Genomic DNA, 18,434 nt, shown 5'->3' with positions numbered 1-18,434 from the left:
GATCAACGCGTCGACATTACCGAGCGATTTCGAATAACATTTCACTGAGTGAAACGCACGGGAACTGGCGATGTGGTCTCCGAAAGTCAAGACGATCGATGCGCTCGAGCGCGGGCTGGTGACGCTGAAGACATTGCAGGAAATGCAGGCCGCCAGCCTGCACGAGCTGCATCTGCGCACCGGCATTCCGAAGGCGACGCTGCTGCGCATTCTTCTGACGCTCGAGCGCCAGGGGCTGATCTGGCAGCGGCTCGCCGATGGGCTGTTTCGTCCGAGCTATACGCTGCACGAGCGCGCGCGGCGCATCGACCGGGTCGATCATCTGATCGAATGCGCGGCGCCGGAGCTCGAGCAGTTGCAAAGCAGCATCCTGTGGCCCTCGGATCTGGCGGTGCGGCGCGGCACCACGATGGCGCTGTGCGAGTCGAACCGCACGCATTCGTACTTCGTCGTCAATCGCGACAAGCTCGGCTACGAGATCAACATGCTGCGCTCGGCGATCGGTCGCGCGTATCTCGCGTATTGCCCGGGCGACGAACGAGAGGAAATTCTGGCGGCGTTGCGCGCCAACCCGCGCGCCGGCGACGAACTGGCCGGCAATCGCCGCTATGTCGCGCAGATGTTGCGCGACACGCGCCGGGCCGGCTACGGCGTGCGCGATCGTCATTTCGGCGGCTCTTACGACAAAAGCCGCGCCGCGTACAACGATGGACTGTCCGCGATCGCGGTGCCGATCATGCTGCCGGACGGCACGGTGGCTGGGTGCATCAATATCGTGTGGATCGAACGGTTGTTTAAGACTGAGGAAATGGCCGCGAAACATCTGAAGCGGCTGGTTGATGCGTCGCGCAAGATTGCGGTGAAGATTGCGGGGAGTTGAGGCCGCACTGCTCACCGTGGACCCGCGACGAAGCGTTGCGGGTCGTGCCGCCGCCCGAGGCGGGCGTACAGCGATCAGCCCCCGCCCGAGCCATGGCCGCCGCCACCGCCGTGACCTCCGCCTTCGCCACCGTGCCCGCCTCCGCCTTCACCCTCGCCGTGTGCCGACATGAAGCCGCCGCGTGAGATCGCATGTTCCTCGCTGACCGAAACGGCTTCGGGGGAATGGCTGAATGCGTCCGAACCCGCTTTGAGCGCGCTCGTGCGCACCAGCAACGAAGAGACGGTGCCATGCAGCGACGAATGCACGCCATGTTCGGTCTGCGCGCCGTTCGCGTGATAAATCCGGCCTTCTTCGGTGTAGTACGGGCCGTACCAGCCGCCGTGACCGCCGCCACCGTGACCGCCGCCGTGCCCGCCCGACGCCGAATCGGTAGCAGTTGCCGACGCGGCGTCTAACGCAACACTGCCCGAAGCCGCCGAAGCCGCCGACGCGGGAGCTGCGGCGCCCGCGATCTGTACACAGTCGTCCTGATCGTCCCAGTCGGCAAGACAGGCGTCGTGCGACGCATATTCCATCCGCTCGACATGCACAGTCGGCTCGCTGTTGTCGCAGGCGGTCAGCACCCCGGTTGCCGCCACCACGCTACCCACCCCGATCAGCAGTAACGCCGGCGATTTTTTGTTGTACATGGCGATCAGTACTCGATGAAATAGTGAGGCACGAAAAACGACGTGTTGGTCGCGATCGGCCCGGGCTGCTCGCGCACGCACAGACCGACGGGAACGTCGTCGACGATCCACGCGCCGAGCGTGACGTGCTGGCCGGCAAAACATTGCGCGGGCGCCCATGCCTGATAAACGAAGCCTTCCTTGCCGTAGTCGCCAGGAAGCTCGTAGCGGCCATCCGGCGTGTTCAGCGTGATATTCGCGCCTTCGCGCGAGAACAACGGTTTTTTTGCGTGCGGCCGGCCGGCGAAATGCGCGGCATCGAACGACGCTTCGAGCAGATTCGGATGGTCGGGAAACAGCTCCCACAGGATCGGCAAAATCCCCTTGTTGGACAGCACCACCTTCCATGGCGGCTCGACCCACCGGCAGCGATCCTTGCACAGTTCGCCGCCATAGGCAGAATTTGCCATCCATTCCCACGGGAACAGCTTGAACATCAACTCGATCTTCAGGCCCTCGACGTCGAAGAACTGGCCCTGCCCGTCGTTGCCGATGTCCTTCATGTCGATCAGCTTGACGGCCCAGCCGGCTTGCACCGCGGTGTCCATCAGATACTCGACGTTGCAGACGTCTTCCTGCGAGTCGAACATGCACGCGAAATGCAGCAGCTTGACGTCGCGATAGTGCGCGCGCAAAAAAGACCAGCGCGCAATCAGCGCTTCGTGCAGGCTGTTGAACTGATCGGCCTCGGGATGCACGTCCTCTTTCCAGAACCACTGCGCGAGGCTCGCTTCGACAATCGAGGTCGGCGTATCGGCGTTGAATTCGTACATCTTCGCGTGGCCGTCCGCGCCGATCGTCAGATCGAAGCGGCCGTACAGCGTCGGGTCGTCCCGCTCCCAGGACGCACGGATCAGCTCGCCCATCGGCGACGAAATACCGAGCTGCGCGAACAGATCGTGCTCGATCACAAGTTCGACCGCATCCAGACAGCGGGCATTCAGCTCTAGCGCCGCCGCATAGATTGCCTCCACTTCGCCCCTGCTCAGCCGGTACGCAAAATTTTCGCGCCAGTACACGAAAGTGTTCTGATCGACCTCTTGCGGCACGTTGTGTTCGTCGAGCGAGTGAAAATGAAATCCGATCGATTCGAGACGCCGCGGCCAATCCGGGCGAGGCATCTGTATGAGGCGTTTCATGTCAGAAGATCTGTTCGGGTTGCGCGACAGAAAAGTCGCAACGGACCTCGTCGCGCGCTTCGTCGCGCACGATGAATTCGTCGAACTGCAACTGGGCTTTGTTCTGATCGGGACGCCAGGGTGTGAACACCCGCTGGATGGGCGCCCAATAGTGGCACGCACTTGCAAAAGCGCTTGCGTGATCGATCTCGTCCGACTCGACGACTCCGGCGGCCGGATGCGCGGCCATCCACTGCATGCCGGCGACGATGCTCGAGACCACCTGCAAGCTCGTTGCATTGTTGCCGGGTGCGAGCGCCCGCGTCCGCTCGATCGATAACGCGGAGCCGAACCACAGCGACGTGCCATTGCCGCTCATCAGCAGCACGCCGAGTTCGTCGATACCCTCGACGATCTCCGCTTTGAGCACACGCTGCGCGACATGAGGCGCGCGATCGCCGTCCAGCAATTGCATCGATTCCAATGTGGCTACGGTCGGCCGGTACGCGTAATACACGGTGGGCCGATACGCGGGCCGATGCGAGTCTCCCACGGTCAGATAATCGGCAATGGAAATCGCTTCGTTGTGAGTCAACACATAAGCCGGGAATTCGCCGTGCAGGGGTGTCCAGGTTTTCACCACCGTTTCGTAGCCGCGCTGCGCGAGTTCGATCGCCGCGCGGCTACCGGTCTGATGGACGCGCGCGCCACCGGGCACACGGCGTTCGTGCGTTCCCCAGCCGAGTTCGGCCGGCTGCTGGCACTCGGTGACGAAACCTTCGACCGACCAGGTATTGACGAACTCGCGAGCAACACGCGCGATGTCGGCGCGTTGCGTATCGCGTTCGGAAATCTGAATCACGCGGATCTCTAAAGCCGCCGCCAGCTCCGCCCATTCGTCGCGACGGGTGGGGATTCGGCGACACCAATTCGCGCAGCCGACTTTGTCGGCCATTTCCAGCAGTGCGTGTTTGACGAGAATCGAAACGAAACCCGGATTCGCTCCATGCGCGATCAGCGCGGTACGGGAATGACGCGAAACCCGACGCCATTCGAGCATCTGCTCGCGCAATGCGTAATTGCTGGTGGCGGAGAGATCGCCGTGCGCATATTTCCAGGGCTCGATACCAGTGTCGAGATAGAACGCATCGCGGCTTTGCGCGAGGCCGAGTAATGCACGGCTACTCACTTCAGGCGCGAGATTCAATAAAAAATCATCGGCGCGAAGCAGCGGGCGTAATGTCCGTTCGAAATTGGTCTCGGTCACCCGGCACTCGAACAGACGAATCCCCATCTGCACGGCAAGCTGCGCGCGCTGCGCATCGACCTGTTGTTCGATGGCGATGATTTCCCGGTTCGGGAAATGACGATGCAGCAACGGGATCAGCCCCTGCCCGAGATTCCCGAAGCCGACGATTACGATCTTGCCGCTTGAATTCATTGCTTATGGTATGCCCGGCGGAGAGCCATTTCTTTTTCTGCGAGCATCATGCCTGATTTAAAAGCGCCATGGAGGTTAATAATGTTTAAAATCCTCCGCGCATAATCGACAGGAAAACGTAAGTTCCTGGTTGGCACTGAACCGTTGATAGGCCGATGGTTCCGATCTCGATTGGTTAAGTCGGGAATAAAAACGGATTTACCATCGTCATTCACCGTTGCCACTTCCGCCAGGTGTTTCCCGCTCGAAGTTGAAATCGGCGGGCAGCCGGCCGCGATACTGTTCATCGACGACGCCCGCGGGCAGCCGAACAGCCAAACCGCTTCCCCATTTTTCGACCCGCATGATCGCTTCCATGAATTTGCTAGCAAGCACTTTAATCCTCGCCACCTCCACCGACAGCAAAAAGTAAGCTAGCGTCGGCCCAATCCCTGCGAGCCGTCTGGTTTTGACCTTCGTCGCCAAGGCCGCACGAACTTGACAGTTAGTTGCGTTAATAAACTCATACGAGACCTCGCCCACCCGCTATCCGCCGCGCTCCGTCCCGATATACTTCTCACCACTCCACTTCTTTCACTACCGGGCGAGTCCCCATCATGAAAGGCACGGACCTCGAACAGCGCATCCTCAGACAATCACTGCAGTGCACGGTGCTGATCGCGGCGCTCGGGATCGCGTTCGGGATTCTCAGCGGCTCGCTGGCGATCATCTTCGACGGCATGTTCTCCGCGCTCGACGCCGCGATGTGCAGCCTGTCGCTGCTGGTCACGCGGCTGCTCAAGCAGGAAACCAGCCGACGCTTCCAGCACGGCTTCTGGCACATCGAACCGCTGGTGCTGGTGCTCAACGGCAGCGTGCTGTCGGTCCTGTGCTCCTACGCGTTCGTCAGCGCGGTCAGGGGTCTGCTCGAAGGCGGCCACGAACTCGAATTCGGCTGGGGCGTTGTCTACGCGGTGGTGGTCGCCGCGTTCTGCTTCTTCATGTTCTGGCGCGAGCGGCGCGTGAATCGCGTGATCGAATCCGAGCTGATCGGCCTCGACATCAAAAGCTGGCTGATGTCGGCCTGCATCAGCTCGGCGCTGCTGGTCGCATTCTCGGTCGCGTGGCTGCTCGAACGCCTCGGCCACGGCCATCTGACGCCGTACATCGACCCCGGCGTGCTCGCGGTCCTGACGCTCGCGCTGATCCCGATGCCGCTCGGCACCGTGATCGCCGCGGTCAAGGAAGTGCTGCTGATCACGCCGCCGGAACTGGACCACGAGCTGCGCGAACTGATGCAGCAACTGACCGTGGACTACGGCTTCGTCAAACACTCGTACTACGCGACGCGGGTCGGCCGAGGCCTGTTCGTCGAAGTGCACATCGTGCTGCCCGAGGCGATGGAGCATGCGGGCGTGCGCCAGCTCGACCAGATCCGCGACCGCATCTCCCGCGCGATCGGCGAGTCCGGTCCGGACCGCTGGCTGACCGTCGCGTTCACGCGCGATCCGCGCTGGCTGTAACGGCGTTGGCGCCGCGCACGGGTTCGCCGTAATCGGCTTCGCCCGGCAGACCGCGCGCGCATTCGCGCAGACTCTCGATCGCCAGCGCGACCGCCGCGCGATCCATGTTCTCCGCGCGCCAGTACATCGACACCGCTGCCGCGCCGGCCAGTTCGATCGGCAAGATACGGATCGTATTGAGCCGCTCGAAGCGCAGCGCCGAGCGATGCGACGCGACGCCGAGCAGGTCGGTGTGATTGAGCAGCGTGATGTTCAGAATCGACGAATTCGACTCGACGAAATGATGGTTCGCCATCGTGCGCCCCGCTTCGGCGAGCGCCTGTTCCATCGCGGTGCGCACCGGCGTGCCCTGCGGCCAGACGATCCACGGATAGTCGAACACATCGTTCCAGCCGAGCGGCCCGCGCCCGACCAGCGGATGGCCGGGCCGCGCGACCAGATTGATCGGCTCCATATAGAGCGTCTCGACGCAGATTTCCGGATTGTCGTTCGGCGAACCCGAACGGCCCACCACGATGTCCAGTTCGCCGCGAGCCAGTTGCGGCAGCAATTCGTTCATCGTGCTTTCCTGCAGCCGCACCTGCGCGCGCGGGATCCGCTGCAGCAGCCGCGCGACCGCGCGCGGCACCGTATCGGCCGCGGCCACCCCCGAGGTGCCGATCGTCACGAGGCCGCTGCCGCCGTCGCGCAACGCCTGCATGTCGTCGCGCGCGTTGTCGAGGCGCGCTTCGATGCGCCGCGCATGCTGGATCAGCGCTTCGCCGTAGACCGTCGGCCGTAAGCCGCGCGCGTGCCGCTCGAACAGCGGCAGACCGACGTCCTCCTCCAGTTCCTTGAGCCACTTCGAAAGTCCGGGTTGGGACGAGTTCAGCGCCACTGCGGACTGGCTCAGATTGCCGGTCTCCGCGAGACTAAGCAGCACTTGCAGATGCCGCAAACGCAGCCGGTGAGTCCAGTCCATGTCGTCGCGTCTCCGTGAGGTATGTCCGAAGTATTATAGGTAAGAATATTTCGTTATTTTACGAGTTATATCTCGCTGCCTTATAACTATCCGACGATCAGATTTCCGGCCGCCGATCCGCGCCACGCGGGGGCCAGCGAAGCCGAAAACAGCAACCGGACCGGTTGCACGGAGACACCCTGCCTGAACGACGCGTAACCGCGCGCCCGGCACAACCCGCGTCATCGATAAAAACCACTGGAGACACCCATGACCGCTTACAGCGCACACGCGCAGCCGCCGCAATCCGCGCGGCTCGTCAACGTGACCGAGATGATCGACCGCAACGGCATTTCGCCGTTTCAGGTGCTGATCGTCGTTCTCTGTTTCCTGATCGTCGCGATCGACGGTTTCGATACGGCCGCGATCGGCTTCATCGCGCCGGCGATCCGCGCGCAATGGCAGCTGAGCCCGGCCGAACTCGCGCCGGCGCTCGGCGCCGGCCTTGCCGGCCTGATGGCGGGCGCGCTGCTGTTCGGGCCGATCGCCGACCGCATCGGCCGCAAGCGGATGCTGCTGCTGTGCGTGTTCGGCTTCGGCCTCGCCAGCGTCGCGTCCGCGTTCTCGACCTCGCTCACGATGCTGGTCGTGCTGCGCTTTCTGACCGGCATGGGACTGGGCGCGGCGATGCCCAACGCGATCACGCTGACCTCCGAGTACTGCCCGGCCGCGCGCCGCTCGTTCCTCGTCACGACGATGTTCTGCGGCTTCACGGTCGGCTCCGCGCTCGGCGGCTTCGCCGCGGCCGCGCTGATCGAACACTACGGCTGGCACTCGGTGCTGCTCGCGGGCGGCGTCGTGCCGCTGTTGCTGCTGCCGGTGCTCGCACGCTTTCTGCCGGAGTCGGTGCGCTATCTCGCCGCGGCCGGCCGGCCCGCGCCGCAGATCGCCGCGATCCTGCAACGCATCGCGCCGCATGAAAATTTCGCGGGCGCGAGCTTCGTCACGTCGCACGGCAAGGCGGCCGGCTCGCCGATCGCGCGCCTGTTCCGTCCGGATCTGCTGCGCGGCACCGTGCTGCTGTGGTTCACGTTCTTCATGAGCCTGCTGGTGATCTATCTGCTGTCGAGCTGGCTGCCGATGCTGCTGCGTAGCACCGGCGTGTCGCTGCAAACCGCCGCGCTCGTCACCGCGATGTTCCAGGTCGGCGGCACGATCGGGGCGATCGCGCTCGGCTGGCTGATGGACCGCGTCAACCCGCACTACGTGCTGGCGACCAGCTACGCGCTCGCCGCCGTGTTCACCGCGGCGATCGGCACGCTGACCACGACGCCGTGGCTCGCCGCGCTCGCGGTGTTCGGCGCGGGCTTCTGCGTGTCGGGCTCGCAGGTCGGCGCGAACGCGCTGGCGGCGGCGTTCTATCCGACCGACTGCCGCGCAACCGGCGTGAGCTGGGCCAACGGGATCGGCCGGATCGGTTCGGTGGTCGGCTCGCTGTCGGGCGGCGCGATGCTCGCGGCCGGTATGTCGATGCCGGCGCTGTTCCTCGTGGTCGGCGTGCCGGCCGTATTCGCGGGCATGTCGATGCTGGCGCTCGGGGTGTTCGGCGGCCCAACAATTTCCCACGACCGCGGCGCACGCGTTTCGCAACATACTTAGATACGAATTCCCGCACTCCGGCGCAATGCCGCGACGGCCAACCCGACGCGGCAAAACCTTCCGCGCCGCGCTTACCGCGCGGCAAAGTTAACCTACACTCAGTGCGTGTCGATTTTTCGCAGGCCCATGTTTATCCAGGCGCCTCAGCACCGCGCGTACCGCCGCCGGTGCGTCTGCCGGAATCGCGCGACGAGTGCAGTAGTTGAGGACGCGTCGCGGCCCGCAAGGGGACCAACATGCGCGCAGCCGACATCATGACCTCCACCGTCGTGACCGCCACCCCGGACATGACGATTCACGACGCAGCCAAACTGTTCGTCGACCACCACATCAGCGGCATGCCGGTGCTCGACGCCGACGGCCAACTCATCGGCATCGTCAGCCAGGGCGATCTGCTGCACCGGGTGGAAAACGGCACCGGCCATGCGAAGCGCCGATGGTGGCTGGAACTGCTGTCGACCTCGCGCGAGGAAGCCGCCCGTTACGTGCGCGAGCATGGCCATTGCGTCCGCGACGTGATGTGCGAGCACGTGATTTCAATTCCCGCCGACATGCCGTTGCAGCAGATCGCCGATCTGATGGAGCGCCGTCATCTGAAGCGCGTGCCGGTGCTGCGCGACGGCCGCCTCGTCGGCATCGTCAGCCGCTCGAATCTGATTCGCGCGCTGGCCAGCGTCGAGCCGATCGTCGACTCCGGCACGCACGACGATGCGAGCCTGCGCGACGCGATCGTCGCGGAAATGCACGGGCAGCGCTGGGGCCTCGCGAAGCACGGCGTGATCGTCCAGGACGGTGTCGCCCATCTGTGGGGCGTGATCGAGTCCGAAGAGGAAAAGCGCGCGATCCGCATCGCGGCCGAGAACGTGCCCGGCATCAGACGGGTGGAAAGCCACCTCGAATCGCCAACCGTGCTGCCGACCATGTAGCGTACGTCGCTACGTCGCCTTCACCTCGTTTTCCAGCGGCTCCCCGCGTTCGAACGCGGTGATGCTGGCGAGCGTCGTTTCGCAGATGGTGGTCAGCGCCTCACGCGTCAGATACGCCTGGTGGCCGGTGACGATCACGTTCGGAAACGACACGAGGCGCTGGAACACGTCGTCGGTGATGATCTCGCTCGACAGGTCGCGGAAAAACAGATCGGCCTCCTGTTCGTACACGTCGATCCCGAGACCGCCGAGCTGGCCGCTCTTGAGCGCGTCGATCACCGCCTCGGTATCGACCAGCCCGCCGCGGCTGGTGTTGATCAGGATCGCGCCGGGCTTCGCGCGCTCCAGCGTTTTCGCGTTGATGATGTGATGCGTCGCCGGCGTGAGCGGGCAATGCAGCGAAATGATGTCGGCCTTCTCGCCGATCTCGCCCGGCTTCACATAGCGCAGCCCGAGCGCCTCGAATTCCTTCGATGGATACGGATCGTAGCCGATCACCTCGCAACCGAAACCGAGCATGATCTTCGCGAACACGCAGCCGATCTTGCCGGTGCCGACCACCGCGACCGTCTTGCCGCACAGGTCGAAACCGGTCAGGCCGTCGAGCGAGAAATTCGCGTCGCGCGTGCGGTTGTACGCGCGGTGCACCTTGCGGTTGATCGCGAGCAGCAGCGCGACCGCGTGTTCCGCGACGGAGTGCGGCGAGTAGGTGACGACCCGCACCACTTTCATGCCGAGCCGCGCGGCGGCCTCGAGGTCCACATTGTTAAAGCCCGTGCAGCGCAATGCGAGCAGCCGCGTGCCGCCTTTGTGCAGCGCCTCCAGCACCTGCGCGTCGGCGCAGTCGTTGACGAACACGCAGACCGCGCGGTAACCCGCCGCGAGACCGACGCTGTCCATCTCCAGCGCGACGTCGAAGTATTGCAGCCGGTGCTGGCCGGCGTGGTTGGCCGCGTCGAGATACTGGCGCTCGTAGCGCGTCGAGCTGAATATCGCCACTTCCATGATGGACTCCTTATCGAATCGAAATCGGACCGCGTGCGCGTGGGTTCGTGTCTAACCCGCTGCAATCGAAATCGCGATCTGCACGAACAGCACCTTGACGATGGTCATCGACGGAAAAATCATCGCGTACATGACGTCGGGCTGTTCGGTCGGCGCGATCCGGTTCGCGAACGCGAGAATCGCCGGGTTGCCGGTCGCGCCGCAGATCACCCCAACCGACGTATCGAACGGCAGCCGGAACAGCCACAGGCAGCACGCCGCCGTCACGCCGACCAGCACCAGCAGCGTAATCGCGCCGTAGAGCAGCAGCAGCGGCCCGGCGCTGCCCACCGTCGCGATGAACTTCGGCCCGCACGCGATGCCGACCTGGGCGAGGAAGATCGTCAGCCCGAGATTGCGCAGCACCAGATTCGCCGACAGCGGCATCACCCACACGAACGGTCCGCTGCGGCGCGCCTTGCCCAGACACAACGCGACCAGCAGCAAGCCCGCCAGCCCCAGACTGAAGGCGCTCAGACCCGGCAAGCGCAGCGGGATCGCGCCGACCAGCAGCCCGGCCGCCGCGCCGATCCCGAGGCAAATGAAACTCAGGTCGGCCGTCGTCTTGATCGAATCGCCGAAGAACGCGCGCACCGTCGCCTGATGCGCGCGATTGACCAACAGGCCGACGCGGTCGCCCGCTTCGAGGATCAGATCGGGCGTCGACAGCAGATCGGCGTCGCCGCGCCGCACGTGCGCGATCGAGCAGTTCACGCCGTCCGGAAAACGCAGATTGCCGAGCGCGATGCCGACCACCGCCGGGTTCGATGCGAACACGCGCATGTAGTCGAGGTCCTCGCGATGACTCGCCATCCGTCCGGGCTGCAGCTCGCCGCATAGCGCGGTGGCTTCGTCGAGCAGGCGGCGCTCGGTGGCGGTCGCGAGCAGCACGTCGTCGGCGCGCAGCGTGAAATCTTCGCTCGGCAGCTGGTTGTGATGCGCGCGCCGCACCGCCGCGATCGCGACGCCGGCCGGCAAGCGGGTCGACAGCTCCGCGAGCCGCAAGCCGAACAGACTCGCATTTCGCAGCGCGATTTCCGCGGTCTTCATCAGCTTCGCGGGCGGCTTCGCGATCTTGACCTTCAGCGCGACACTGAGCGCGTAGATGAACAGGATCGGTCCGGCCACGCCGAACGGATAGGCGACGCTGTACGCGACCGCCGCATCGTTGCTTTTCATCGACGCGATCGCGACCTGCAGGCTCGCGGTGCTGGTGCCGCTGCCCGCGAACATGCCGAGCGCATCGGCCAGCGTGATGCCGAACCGGATCAACCCGCAGGCGACCAGACCCGACGCGATCACGCCGAAACACGCGGCCGCGTTCGCCTTCGCGCCCTCCCGGCTGGTCAGCCCGCGAAAGAACTGCGCGCCGTACTGAATGCCGATCCCGTACAGAAACAGCAGCAGCCCGAGCGTGCCCAGCAACGCCGGCGGCGTCGATTTCGGCGCGAACGCGCCGACCGCCAGCCCGACGAACAGCACGGCGCCGGAGCCCAGCGCAACGCCTTTGATATTGATCTCGCCGATCAGGTAGCCGAGCGCGATGGTCAGAAACAGCGCGAACAGCGGCTGACTGTCGAGGAAAGTTCGGACTGCTTCCATACCGGCCTCCTATGGCTGGACCACGCAACACGGCAAGAGATCGCATCGCGGGCGCTGCCGCGCTTCACCCCGCTTCGAACACGACGACGCTGCGCGCCTGCACCCGGCACACATCTGTCTCGACGCGCGCGCTGCGGGGATCCGTCACGCAACAATCGTGCGGCGCCGCCTCGCCCGTATCGACGACGCGCCGCCAGCTCGCGCCGTCCGGCGCCGGCAGCGCCACGTCGCAGGGGTCCACGTTCATATTGAGGACGACGTGCAACATCGGCTCGCCGCTCGCCGCACCGGCAAGCGTGAACGCGACGAGGCGCGCGGCCGGATCGCCCCACGGCGGCGCGTCCAGCCGTTCGCCGTGCCACGCGACATCCGGCCGGCTCTGTCCCGGCGCGGGCCGCCCGGTCAGAAAGCGGCGCCCGCGCAGGCTCGGGTGGCGCTTGCGCAGCGCGATCATCGCGCGCACGAAGCGCAGCATGTCGAGCGCGTCGGCGGAACGGTCCCAGTCGAGCCATGAAATCGGGTTGTCCTGACAGTACGCGTTGTTGTTGCCGCGCTGCGTGCGCAGCGTTTCGTCGCCGGCCAGCAGCATCGGCACGCCGCGACTGAGCAGCAGGATCGCAATCAGGTTGCGCGCCTGGCGCAGCCGCAAGGCGACGATCTCGCAGTCTTCCGTCTCGCCCTCGGCGCCGCAATTCCACGACAGGTTGTCGTTGCTGCCGTCGCGGTTATCGTCGCCGTTCGCTTCGTTATGCTTGGCGTCGTAGCTGACCAGATCGTTGAGCGTGAAGCCGTCGTGGCAGGTGACGAAGTTGATGCTGTTGGCGGGCAGCCGGCCGTCGTCCTGGTACAGATCGGCGCTGCCCGCGATGCAGCTACACAGCTCGCCGACGAGACCGGGCTCGCCGCGCACGTAGCGGCGAACCACGTCGCGATAGCGGCCGTTCCATTCGGCCCACGCCATGCCCGGAAACGCGCCGACCTGATACAGCCCGCCCGCATCCCACGCTTCGGCGATCAACGGCACGCGCGCGAGAACCGACGACGCCTCCATCACCCACGGCAACGGCGGCACGCGCAACAGCTGGCCGTTCTCGCCGCGCGCGAACACGCTCGCCAGATCGAAGCGGAAACCGTCGACACCGAGTTCACGCACCCAGTACTCGAGGCAGCGCACGATGAACGCGGTCACCAGCGGATGATTGCAGTTGACCGTGTTGCCGCAGCCGGTGTAGTCGAGATAGTGCTGCGGATGATTCGGATCGACCAGGTAGAACGCGTCGTTGCCGAATACCTTGAAATGGATCACCGGCCCGTTCTTGCCCGCTTCGGCGGTGTGGTTGAACACCACGTCGAGCAGCACGCGAATGCCCACCGCGTGCAGCGCATCGACCAGCGCGCGAAATTCCTGCGGCGCGCGCGCCGGGTCGACGCAATAGCGCGGATGCGCGCTGTAGAAGCTATGCGTGCTGTAGCCCCAGTAATTGGACAGGCCGCGTGCGGCGACATGGGCGGGCACGTCCTGTTCGTCGAACGCCATCACCGGCAGCAGTTCGACATGGGTGACGCCAAGCGCCTTCAAATAGGGGATTTTCTCGATCAGGCCCGCGAAGGTACCCGGATGCCGGACCCCGCTCGACGGATGCCGCGTGAAGCCGCCGACGTGCAGCTCGTAGATGATCGCGTCGTCGAGCGTGCGGATCCCGATGTCGTGCGCGCGACGCGGCAGCGGTTCGGTGACGATGCCTCGGAGCGAGCCGGCCGGCACCGCCGCTTCCGGCGCCTGCGCCCGCGTGGCCTGCTCGCGCGAATACAGCCGGTCGCTGACGCCGCGCGCCTGCGGGTCCAGTAGTTCCTTGCGGCTCGCGGCCTCGTCGCTCATCTGCGGTACGCCGTGCGGGCCGGACGCGCGCCACGTATAGCAGCAACGCAGCGGCAGGTCCTCGACCAGCACATGCCAGTAGAAATAGGTGTGATTCGCTTCGCTGTCGAGCGTGACGACCTGAAACGGCTCGACGCTGTCGGGCGCCGCGTACAGCAGCAATTCGACGTGCGTCGCATGCCGGCAGAACACGCAGAAGTTCACGCCGTCCGGCACGACCGTCGCGCCGGGCGGAAAGCGCGAGCCGGGCCGGGTGCGATAGCGCGCCGGCGCGGATGCTTCAGGGCTGAGCAAGATCGATCCTCACCGCGCGCGTGTTCCAGATGCGCGCGCAATACTCGGCGATCGCGCGATCCGACGAGAACTTGCCCGAATGCGCGGTGTTCATGATCGACATCCGGGTCCATTGCCGAGCATCGCGCCATGCGTCGCTCACCTGCTCCTGACACTCCACATAGGCGGCGAAATCGGCCAGAACCAGAAACGGATCGTGGTGCACGAGATTATCGAGCAGCGGCCGGAACATCTCCGTGTCGCCGCGCGAGAAGCGCCCTTGTGCGATCTGTTCGAGCGCGTCGCGCAACGCGTCGTTGCGTTGCAGGTAATCGGCGGGACGATAACCGGACGCCTTCAGTTCTTCGACCTGCTGCGCGGTCAGGCCGAACAGGAAAAAGTTCTCGGCGCCCGCTTCTTCGCGAATCTCGACGTTCGCGCCGTCGAGCGTGCCGATCGTCAGCGCGCCGTTGATCATGAATTTCATGTTGCCGGTGCCGGACGCCTCCTTGCCGGCCGTCGAAATCTGCTCGGAAAGATCGGCGGCCGGATAGATCCAGTGGCCGTTCTTCACGTTGAAGTCCGGATAGAAAACCACTTTGAGCCGGCCATCGAGCGCCGGGTCGCTGTTCACCACTTCGGCGATTCCGTTGATCAGACGGATCATCAGCTTGGCCATCGCGTAACCGGGCGCGGCCTTGCCGCCGAACACGAAGCAGCGCGGCGCGACGTCGAGCTCCGGATGGCGGCGCAGCCGGTTATACAGATCGATGATGTACAGCGCGTTCAGATGCTGGCGCTTGTATTCGTGTATGCGCTTGACCTGAATATCGAACAGCGCATCCGGGTCGACCGCGATGCCCGTTTCGGCTGCGATACGGGCGGCCAGCGCCGCCTTGTTCTCGCGCCGGATCGCGCGCCACGCGTCGTGGAAAGCGGCGTCGCCGGCATGCGCGGCGAGCGCGTCGAGGCGAGCCAGGTCGCGGGTCCAGTCGGTGCCGATCGTCGCGTCGAGCAGCCGCGCGAGGCCCGGATTGCTTAGCATCAGAAAGCGTCGCGGCGTCACGCCGTTGGTCACGTTCAGAAAACGCTCGGGATACATTTCGGCGAAATCGCGCAGCACCGTGCGCTTGAGCAGGTCCGAATGCAGCGCGGCCACCCCGTTGACCGAATGACTGCCGACGCTCGCCAGATGCGCCATGCGCACCTTCTTCGCGCCGGCTTCGTCGATCAGCGACATCCGCGCGACGCGCGCGTCGTCGCCCGGAAAGCGGCGCCGCACGTCGTCGAGAAAGCGGCGGTTGATCTCGTAGATGATTTCGAGCGGGCGCGGCAGCAGGCTTGCGAACAGCGGCAGCCCCCAGGTTTCGAGCGCCTCCGGCAACAACGTGTGATTCGTGTACGCAAGCGTGCGTTGCGTGAGATCCCACGCGGCGTCCCACGACAACAGCCGCTCGTCGATCAGCAGACGCATCAGCTCGGCGACCGCGATCGACGGATGCGTGTCGTTCAGTTGCGCGGCGAACAGATCGGCGAACTTCTCGATCGACGTGCCCTTCGCATCCATCAGGCGCAGCATGTCCTGTAGCGAGCACGACACGAAAAAGTACTGCTGCGCGAGACGCAGGCGCTTGCCGGCGTCGGGCTCGTCGTTCGGATAGAGCACTTTGGACAGCGTCTCCGACACGACCTTTTCCTCGACCGCCTGGTAGTACTGCCCGGCGTTGAAGTCCTGAAAGTCGAACGATTCGACCGCTTCGCTCTTCCACAGACGCAGCATGTTGCAGGTGTTCACCCGGTAGCCCTGCATCGGCATATCGCAGGCGACGCCCTTCACCTGGCGCGAGGGTATCCAGCGCACCCGCAGGCGGCCTTCGGCATCGGTCGTGCTTTCCGTGTGGCCGCCGAACGACACGTAATAGCCGACGTCGTACCGCACGATCTCCCACGGGTTGCCCTTTTGCAGCCACTTGTCCGTGCATTCGACCTGCCAGCCGTCGCGGATCTGCTGATCGAAGATGCCGAATTCGTAGCGGATTCCGTAGCCGATCGCGGGAATTTCGAGCGTCGCGAGCGAGTCCAGATAGCACGCGGCGAGGCGCCCGAGACCGCCGTTGCCGAGTCCCGGTTCTTCTTCGAGCGCGAGCAGCGCGTCGAGATCCTGGCCGAGCACGCGCATCGCGTCGCGCGCTTCGGCCTGCATGCCCAGATTCAGCAGACTGTTGCCCAGTTGCGGGCCGATCAGGAATTCGGCCGACAGATAGCACGCGACTTTCACATCGCGCGCCGCGTAGGTTTTGGTGGATGCGGCCCAACGCGCCAGCATGCGGCCCTGCACGCTGTACGCGAGCGCCATGTACCAGTCGTGCGGGGTGGCGACGTCCGGGTAGCGTGCCTGGCGGCAGATCAGGTTGCGCACCACGTCCTGATGAAACGGCGCCGTGGATGCGTCCGTGGGCGCGTCGTTCATCGCCGCGCCGTGCTGTGCGATCGTGGCGACCGCAGGAATGTCGGTCATGCTGGTACTCCGCTCCGGTTCGGCGGCGCGCGGGCAGTAGCCGGCCGCGCTGGCCGCCGCCTGCTGGCCTGCTGCCTGCGTGCCAACTGCCTGCTTGCCTGCTAACGCATCGCGCCCGCGAGTCTCGCCGCGCTGAGCCCCACGATCAGATCGAGCGCGCCGTTCTTCAACGCCTGGGTCGCGGCCACGCCCGCCGCGGTCAGCGCGGCCGCGTCGATCCGCGATGCGTCCAGTACTTCGACGCGCAGGCGCGTGGCGGCCACCGCGTCGAGTTTCCTGATGTTGGCCGCGCCGCCCAATGCCGCGCGAATCTGTTGGGCGCGCGCGGTTTCGTCGGGAGAACTTTGCTGCGCGGCGACGGCGGCGGCGGCGGTCTCGGCGGGGGCGGTCGCGGTGCCCGCAGCCGCCACAGCATCAACGGCACCAACCGCCGGCAGATCCGCGTCGCTTCCCGCGGTCTTCAGATACTCCTGCATGTCGGTCTTCATGTTCTCCGACAGCGGCCCGAAGATCGCCTGCACGCCGTTGCCGACCCGCACCACGCCGGCGGCGCCGAGCGCCTTCAGCTTGTGTTCGTCGACCCGCGCCGGGTCTTTGACCGAAATCCGCAAGCGCGTGATGCAGGCGTCGAGACTGGTGATGTTCGAGCGGCCGCCGAACGCCAGCACCAGTTCGCGCGAGCGTCCGCCCGCGCCGGCGGCGGCGACCACCTGAGCATCAGCCGTATCGTCCTCGCGCCCCGGCGTCTTCAGATTGAAGCGCTGAATCACAAAGCGGAACACGCCGTAGTAGATGACCGCATAGATCGGACCGAGAATGAACACGTACCACGCATGCGTCGCCTTGCCGCCGATCAGGTTGAACATCAGAAAGTCGATGCCTCCCTGCGAGAACGTGAAGCCCATCCGCATCCACAGCGTATTGGCGACGAACTGCGCGGACGCCGCGAGGCACGCGTGAATCAGGTACAGAACCGGCGCGACGAACAGGAACGCGAATTCGATCGGCTCGGTGATGCCGGTGAGAAACGAGGTCAGCGCGGCCGACACCATCATCCCGCCGACCGCCACTTTCTTTTCCGGCTTCGCGCAATGCCAGATCGCGATCGCGGCGGCCGGCAGTCCGAACATCTTGAACAGGAACGCGCCGGCGAGGATGCCGGCGGTCGGATCGCCCGCGAAATAACGGGTGATGTCGCCGTGCACCGTCTTGCCGGTGCTCGGGTCGAGGTAGCTGCCCATTTCGAAGAAGAACGGCACGTTCCAGATGTGATGCAGTCCGAACGGGATCAGCAGTCGTTCGACGAAACCGTACACCGTCGCCGCCATCCGCGGGTCCGATACCGCCGCCCAGTGCGAGAACGCGCGGATGCCGTTGCCGATCGGCGGCCAGATGAACGACAGGATCGCGCCGAGCACGATCGAGCCGATTGCCGTCACGATCGGCACGAAACGTTTGCCGGCGAAGAAGCCGAGATACGCGGGCAACGTGATCCGGTAGTAGCGGTTGAACATCCACGCGGCGAGACCGCCGGCCAGAATCCCGCCGAACACGCCGGTCTGGATCGATGGGATGCCCATGATCGTGTCGGTCTCGATCCCCTCGATCTTCGCGATCACGCCGAGCGTCGCGGTCATCACCAGATAGCCGATCGTCGCGGCGATGCCCGACACGCCGTCGTTCTCGGTGAAGCCGAGCGCGACCCCGACCGCGAAGATCAGCGGCAGGTTCGCGAAGATCACGTCGCCCGAATTTTTCATCAACGCGAGCACGACCGCCGGTACGTAACCGTGGAAGTCGGTCGCGCCCAGACCGAGCAGCAGCCCGGCCACCGGCAGCACCGCGACCGGCAGCATCAGTGATTTGCCGACCTTCTGCAACACTCCGAACGCCTGCGAGAACATGGCTCGTCTCCTCGTGA

14 protein-coding genes are annotated in these 18,434 nt (G+C 65.0%); 4 read left to right on the top strand and 10 right to left on the bottom strand.

The window, feature by feature from the left end:
• The first annotated feature begins 70 nt into the window (after nucleotides 1-70).
• A complete protein-coding gene (locus tag LJ656_RS24745) occupies nucleotides 71-880 on the top strand; it encodes an IclR family transcriptional regulator domain-containing protein (RefSeq protein WP_230512155.1) in 810 nt (269 codons plus the stop codon).
• 74 nt (nucleotides 881-954) lie between these two features.
• On the opposite strand, the gene LJ656_RS24740 is transcribed toward LJ656_RS24745, so the two are convergent.
• From LJ656_RS24740 to LJ656_RS24725, 4 genes are all read right to left on the bottom strand, one after another.
• Complete coding sequence (locus LJ656_RS24740; RefSeq protein ID WP_230512154.1) at nucleotides 955-1,572, bottom strand: hypothetical protein; 618 nt, start codon at nucleotides 1,570-1,572, stop codon at nucleotides 955-957.
• Nucleotides 1,573-1,577: 5 nt separating this feature from the next.
• Nucleotides 1,578-2,750: a glutathionylspermidine synthase family protein gene (locus tag LJ656_RS24735; RefSeq protein ID WP_230512153.1), complete on the bottom strand. Its 1,173-nt coding sequence runs from the start codon at nucleotides 2,748-2,750 to the stop codon at nucleotides 1,578-1,580.
• Nucleotide 2,751: 1 nt separating this feature from the next.
• Nucleotides 2,752-4,170, bottom strand: coding sequence for a saccharopine dehydrogenase C-terminal domain-containing protein (locus LJ656_RS24730; protein ID WP_230512152.1), 1,419 nt, complete (start codon nucleotides 4,168-4,170; stop codon nucleotides 2,752-2,754).
• Between the two features lie 207 nt (nucleotides 4,171-4,377).
• Nucleotides 4,378-4,635: a hypothetical protein gene (locus LJ656_RS24725; RefSeq protein ID WP_230512151.1), complete on the bottom strand. Its 258-nt coding sequence runs from the start codon at nucleotides 4,633-4,635 to the stop codon at nucleotides 4,378-4,380.
• A gap of 131 nt (nucleotides 4,636-4,766) precedes the next feature.
• Between LJ656_RS24725 and LJ656_RS24720 the strand changes: the two genes are divergently transcribed.
• On the top strand, nucleotides 4,767-5,672 hold the full coding sequence (locus tag LJ656_RS24720) for a cation diffusion facilitator family transporter (RefSeq protein WP_230512150.1): 906 nt from the start codon (nucleotides 4,767-4,769) through the stop codon (nucleotides 5,670-5,672).
• On the opposite strand, the gene LJ656_RS24715 is transcribed toward LJ656_RS24720, so the two are convergent.
• The gene (locus LJ656_RS24715) at nucleotides 5,647-6,633 is read right to left on the bottom strand and encodes a LysR substrate-binding domain-containing protein (RefSeq protein WP_230512149.1); all 987 of its coding nucleotides are present in this window, start codon (nucleotides 6,631-6,633) and stop codon (nucleotides 5,647-5,649) included. The genes LJ656_RS24720 and LJ656_RS24715 overlap by 26 nt on opposite strands.
• A 249-nt stretch (nucleotides 6,634-6,882) precedes the next feature.
• Between LJ656_RS24715 and LJ656_RS24710 the strand changes: the two genes are divergently transcribed.
• Nucleotides 6,883-8,271, top strand: a complete 1,389-nt coding sequence (locus LJ656_RS24710; RefSeq protein WP_230512148.1) for an MFS transporter — start codon at nucleotides 6,883-6,885, stop codon at nucleotides 8,269-8,271.
• Between the two features lie 236 nt (nucleotides 8,272-8,507).
• A complete protein-coding gene (locus LJ656_RS24705; RefSeq protein WP_230512147.1) occupies nucleotides 8,508-9,197 on the top strand; it encodes a CBS domain-containing protein in 690 nt (229 codons plus the stop codon).
• Between the two features lie 9 nt (nucleotides 9,198-9,206).
• Here LJ656_RS24705 and LJ656_RS24700 read toward each other — a convergent pair whose 3' ends face one another.
• From LJ656_RS24700 to ptsG, 5 genes are all read right to left on the bottom strand, one after another.
• On the bottom strand, nucleotides 9,207-10,202 hold the full coding sequence (locus tag LJ656_RS24700; protein ID WP_230512146.1) for a 2-hydroxyacid dehydrogenase: 996 nt from the start codon (nucleotides 10,200-10,202) through the stop codon (nucleotides 9,207-9,209).
• A 51-nt stretch (nucleotides 10,203-10,253) separates the two neighbouring features.
• On the bottom strand, nucleotides 10,254-11,843 hold the full coding sequence (locus LJ656_RS24695) for an aspartate:alanine exchanger family transporter (protein WP_230512145.1): 1,590 nt from the start codon (nucleotides 11,841-11,843) through the stop codon (nucleotides 10,254-10,256).
• Nucleotides 11,844-11,907: 64 nt separating this feature from the next.
• Nucleotides 11,908-14,019 carry a glycogen debranching protein gene (locus tag LJ656_RS24690; protein ID WP_425606003.1) on the bottom strand — a complete coding sequence of 704 codons (2,112 nt, stop codon included), beginning with the start codon at nucleotides 14,017-14,019 and terminating at the stop codon, nucleotides 11,908-11,910.
• The gene (locus LJ656_RS24685; RefSeq protein WP_230512285.1) at nucleotides 14,003-16,465 is read right to left on the bottom strand and encodes a glycogen/starch/alpha-glucan phosphorylase; all 2,463 of its coding nucleotides are present in this window, start codon (nucleotides 16,463-16,465) and stop codon (nucleotides 14,003-14,005) included. The genes LJ656_RS24690 and LJ656_RS24685 overlap by 17 nt, the downstream gene beginning before the upstream one ends.
• Before the next feature lie 149 nt (nucleotides 16,466-16,614).
• Nucleotides 16,615-18,417: a PTS glucose transporter subunit IIBC gene (ptsG, locus tag LJ656_RS24680; protein WP_230512143.1), complete on the bottom strand. Its 1,803-nt coding sequence runs from the start codon at nucleotides 18,415-18,417 to the stop codon at nucleotides 16,615-16,617.
• Nucleotides 18,418-18,434 lie beyond the last annotated feature (17 nt).

Origin of the sequence: Paraburkholderia sejongensis, from assembly GCF_020880815.1 — a bacterium.
In the GTDB taxonomy this organism is placed as follows: domain Bacteria; phylum Pseudomonadota; class Gammaproteobacteria; order Burkholderiales; family Burkholderiaceae; genus Paraburkholderia; species Paraburkholderia sejongensis.
The sequence above is the reverse complement of the archived record's forward strand: the minus strand, read 5'-3'. Positions and strand labels throughout refer to the sequence as shown.

Excerpts from the sequence above, each read along its gene's own strand:
- LJ656_RS24720 (WP_230512150.1), top strand. The coding sequence starts at position 4,767 with ATGAAAGGCACGGACCTCGAACAGCGCATCCTCAGACAATCACTGCAG.
- LJ656_RS24740 (WP_230512154.1), bottom strand. The coding sequence starts at position 1,572 with ATGTACAACAAAAAATCGCCGGCGTTACTGCTGATCGGGGTGGGTAGC.
- LJ656_RS24735 (WP_230512153.1), bottom strand. The coding sequence starts at position 2,750 with ATGAAACGCCTCATACAGATGCCTCGCCCGGATTGGCCGCGGCGTCTC.
- LJ656_RS24685 (WP_230512285.1), bottom strand. The coding sequence starts at position 16,465 with ATGAACGACGCGCCCACGGACGCATCCACGGCGCCGTTTCATCAGGAC.
- LJ656_RS24715 (WP_230512149.1), bottom strand. The coding sequence starts at position 6,633 with ATGGACTGGACTCACCGGCTGCGTTTGCGGCATCTGCAAGTGCTGCTT.
- LJ656_RS24730 (WP_230512152.1), bottom strand. The coding sequence starts at position 4,170 with ATGAATTCAAGCGGCAAGATCGTAATCGTCGGCTTCGGGAATCTCGGG.
- LJ656_RS24745 (WP_230512155.1), top strand. The coding sequence starts at position 71 with ATGTGGTCTCCGAAAGTCAAGACGATCGATGCGCTCGAGCGCGGGCTG.
- LJ656_RS24700 (WP_230512146.1), bottom strand. The coding sequence starts at position 10,202 with ATGGAAGTGGCGATATTCAGCTCGACGCGCTACGAGCGCCAGTATCTC.
- ptsG (WP_230512143.1), bottom strand. The coding sequence starts at position 18,417 with ATGTTCTCGCAGGCGTTCGGAGTGTTGCAGAAGGTCGGCAAATCACTG.
- LJ656_RS24695 (WP_230512145.1), bottom strand. The coding sequence starts at position 11,843 with ATGGAAGCAGTCCGAACTTTCCTCGACAGTCAGCCGCTGTTCGCGCTG.
- LJ656_RS24710 (WP_230512148.1), top strand. The coding sequence starts at position 6,883 with ATGACCGCTTACAGCGCACACGCGCAGCCGCCGCAATCCGCGCGGCTC.
- LJ656_RS24705 (WP_230512147.1), top strand. The coding sequence starts at position 8,508 with ATGCGCGCAGCCGACATCATGACCTCCACCGTCGTGACCGCCACCCCG.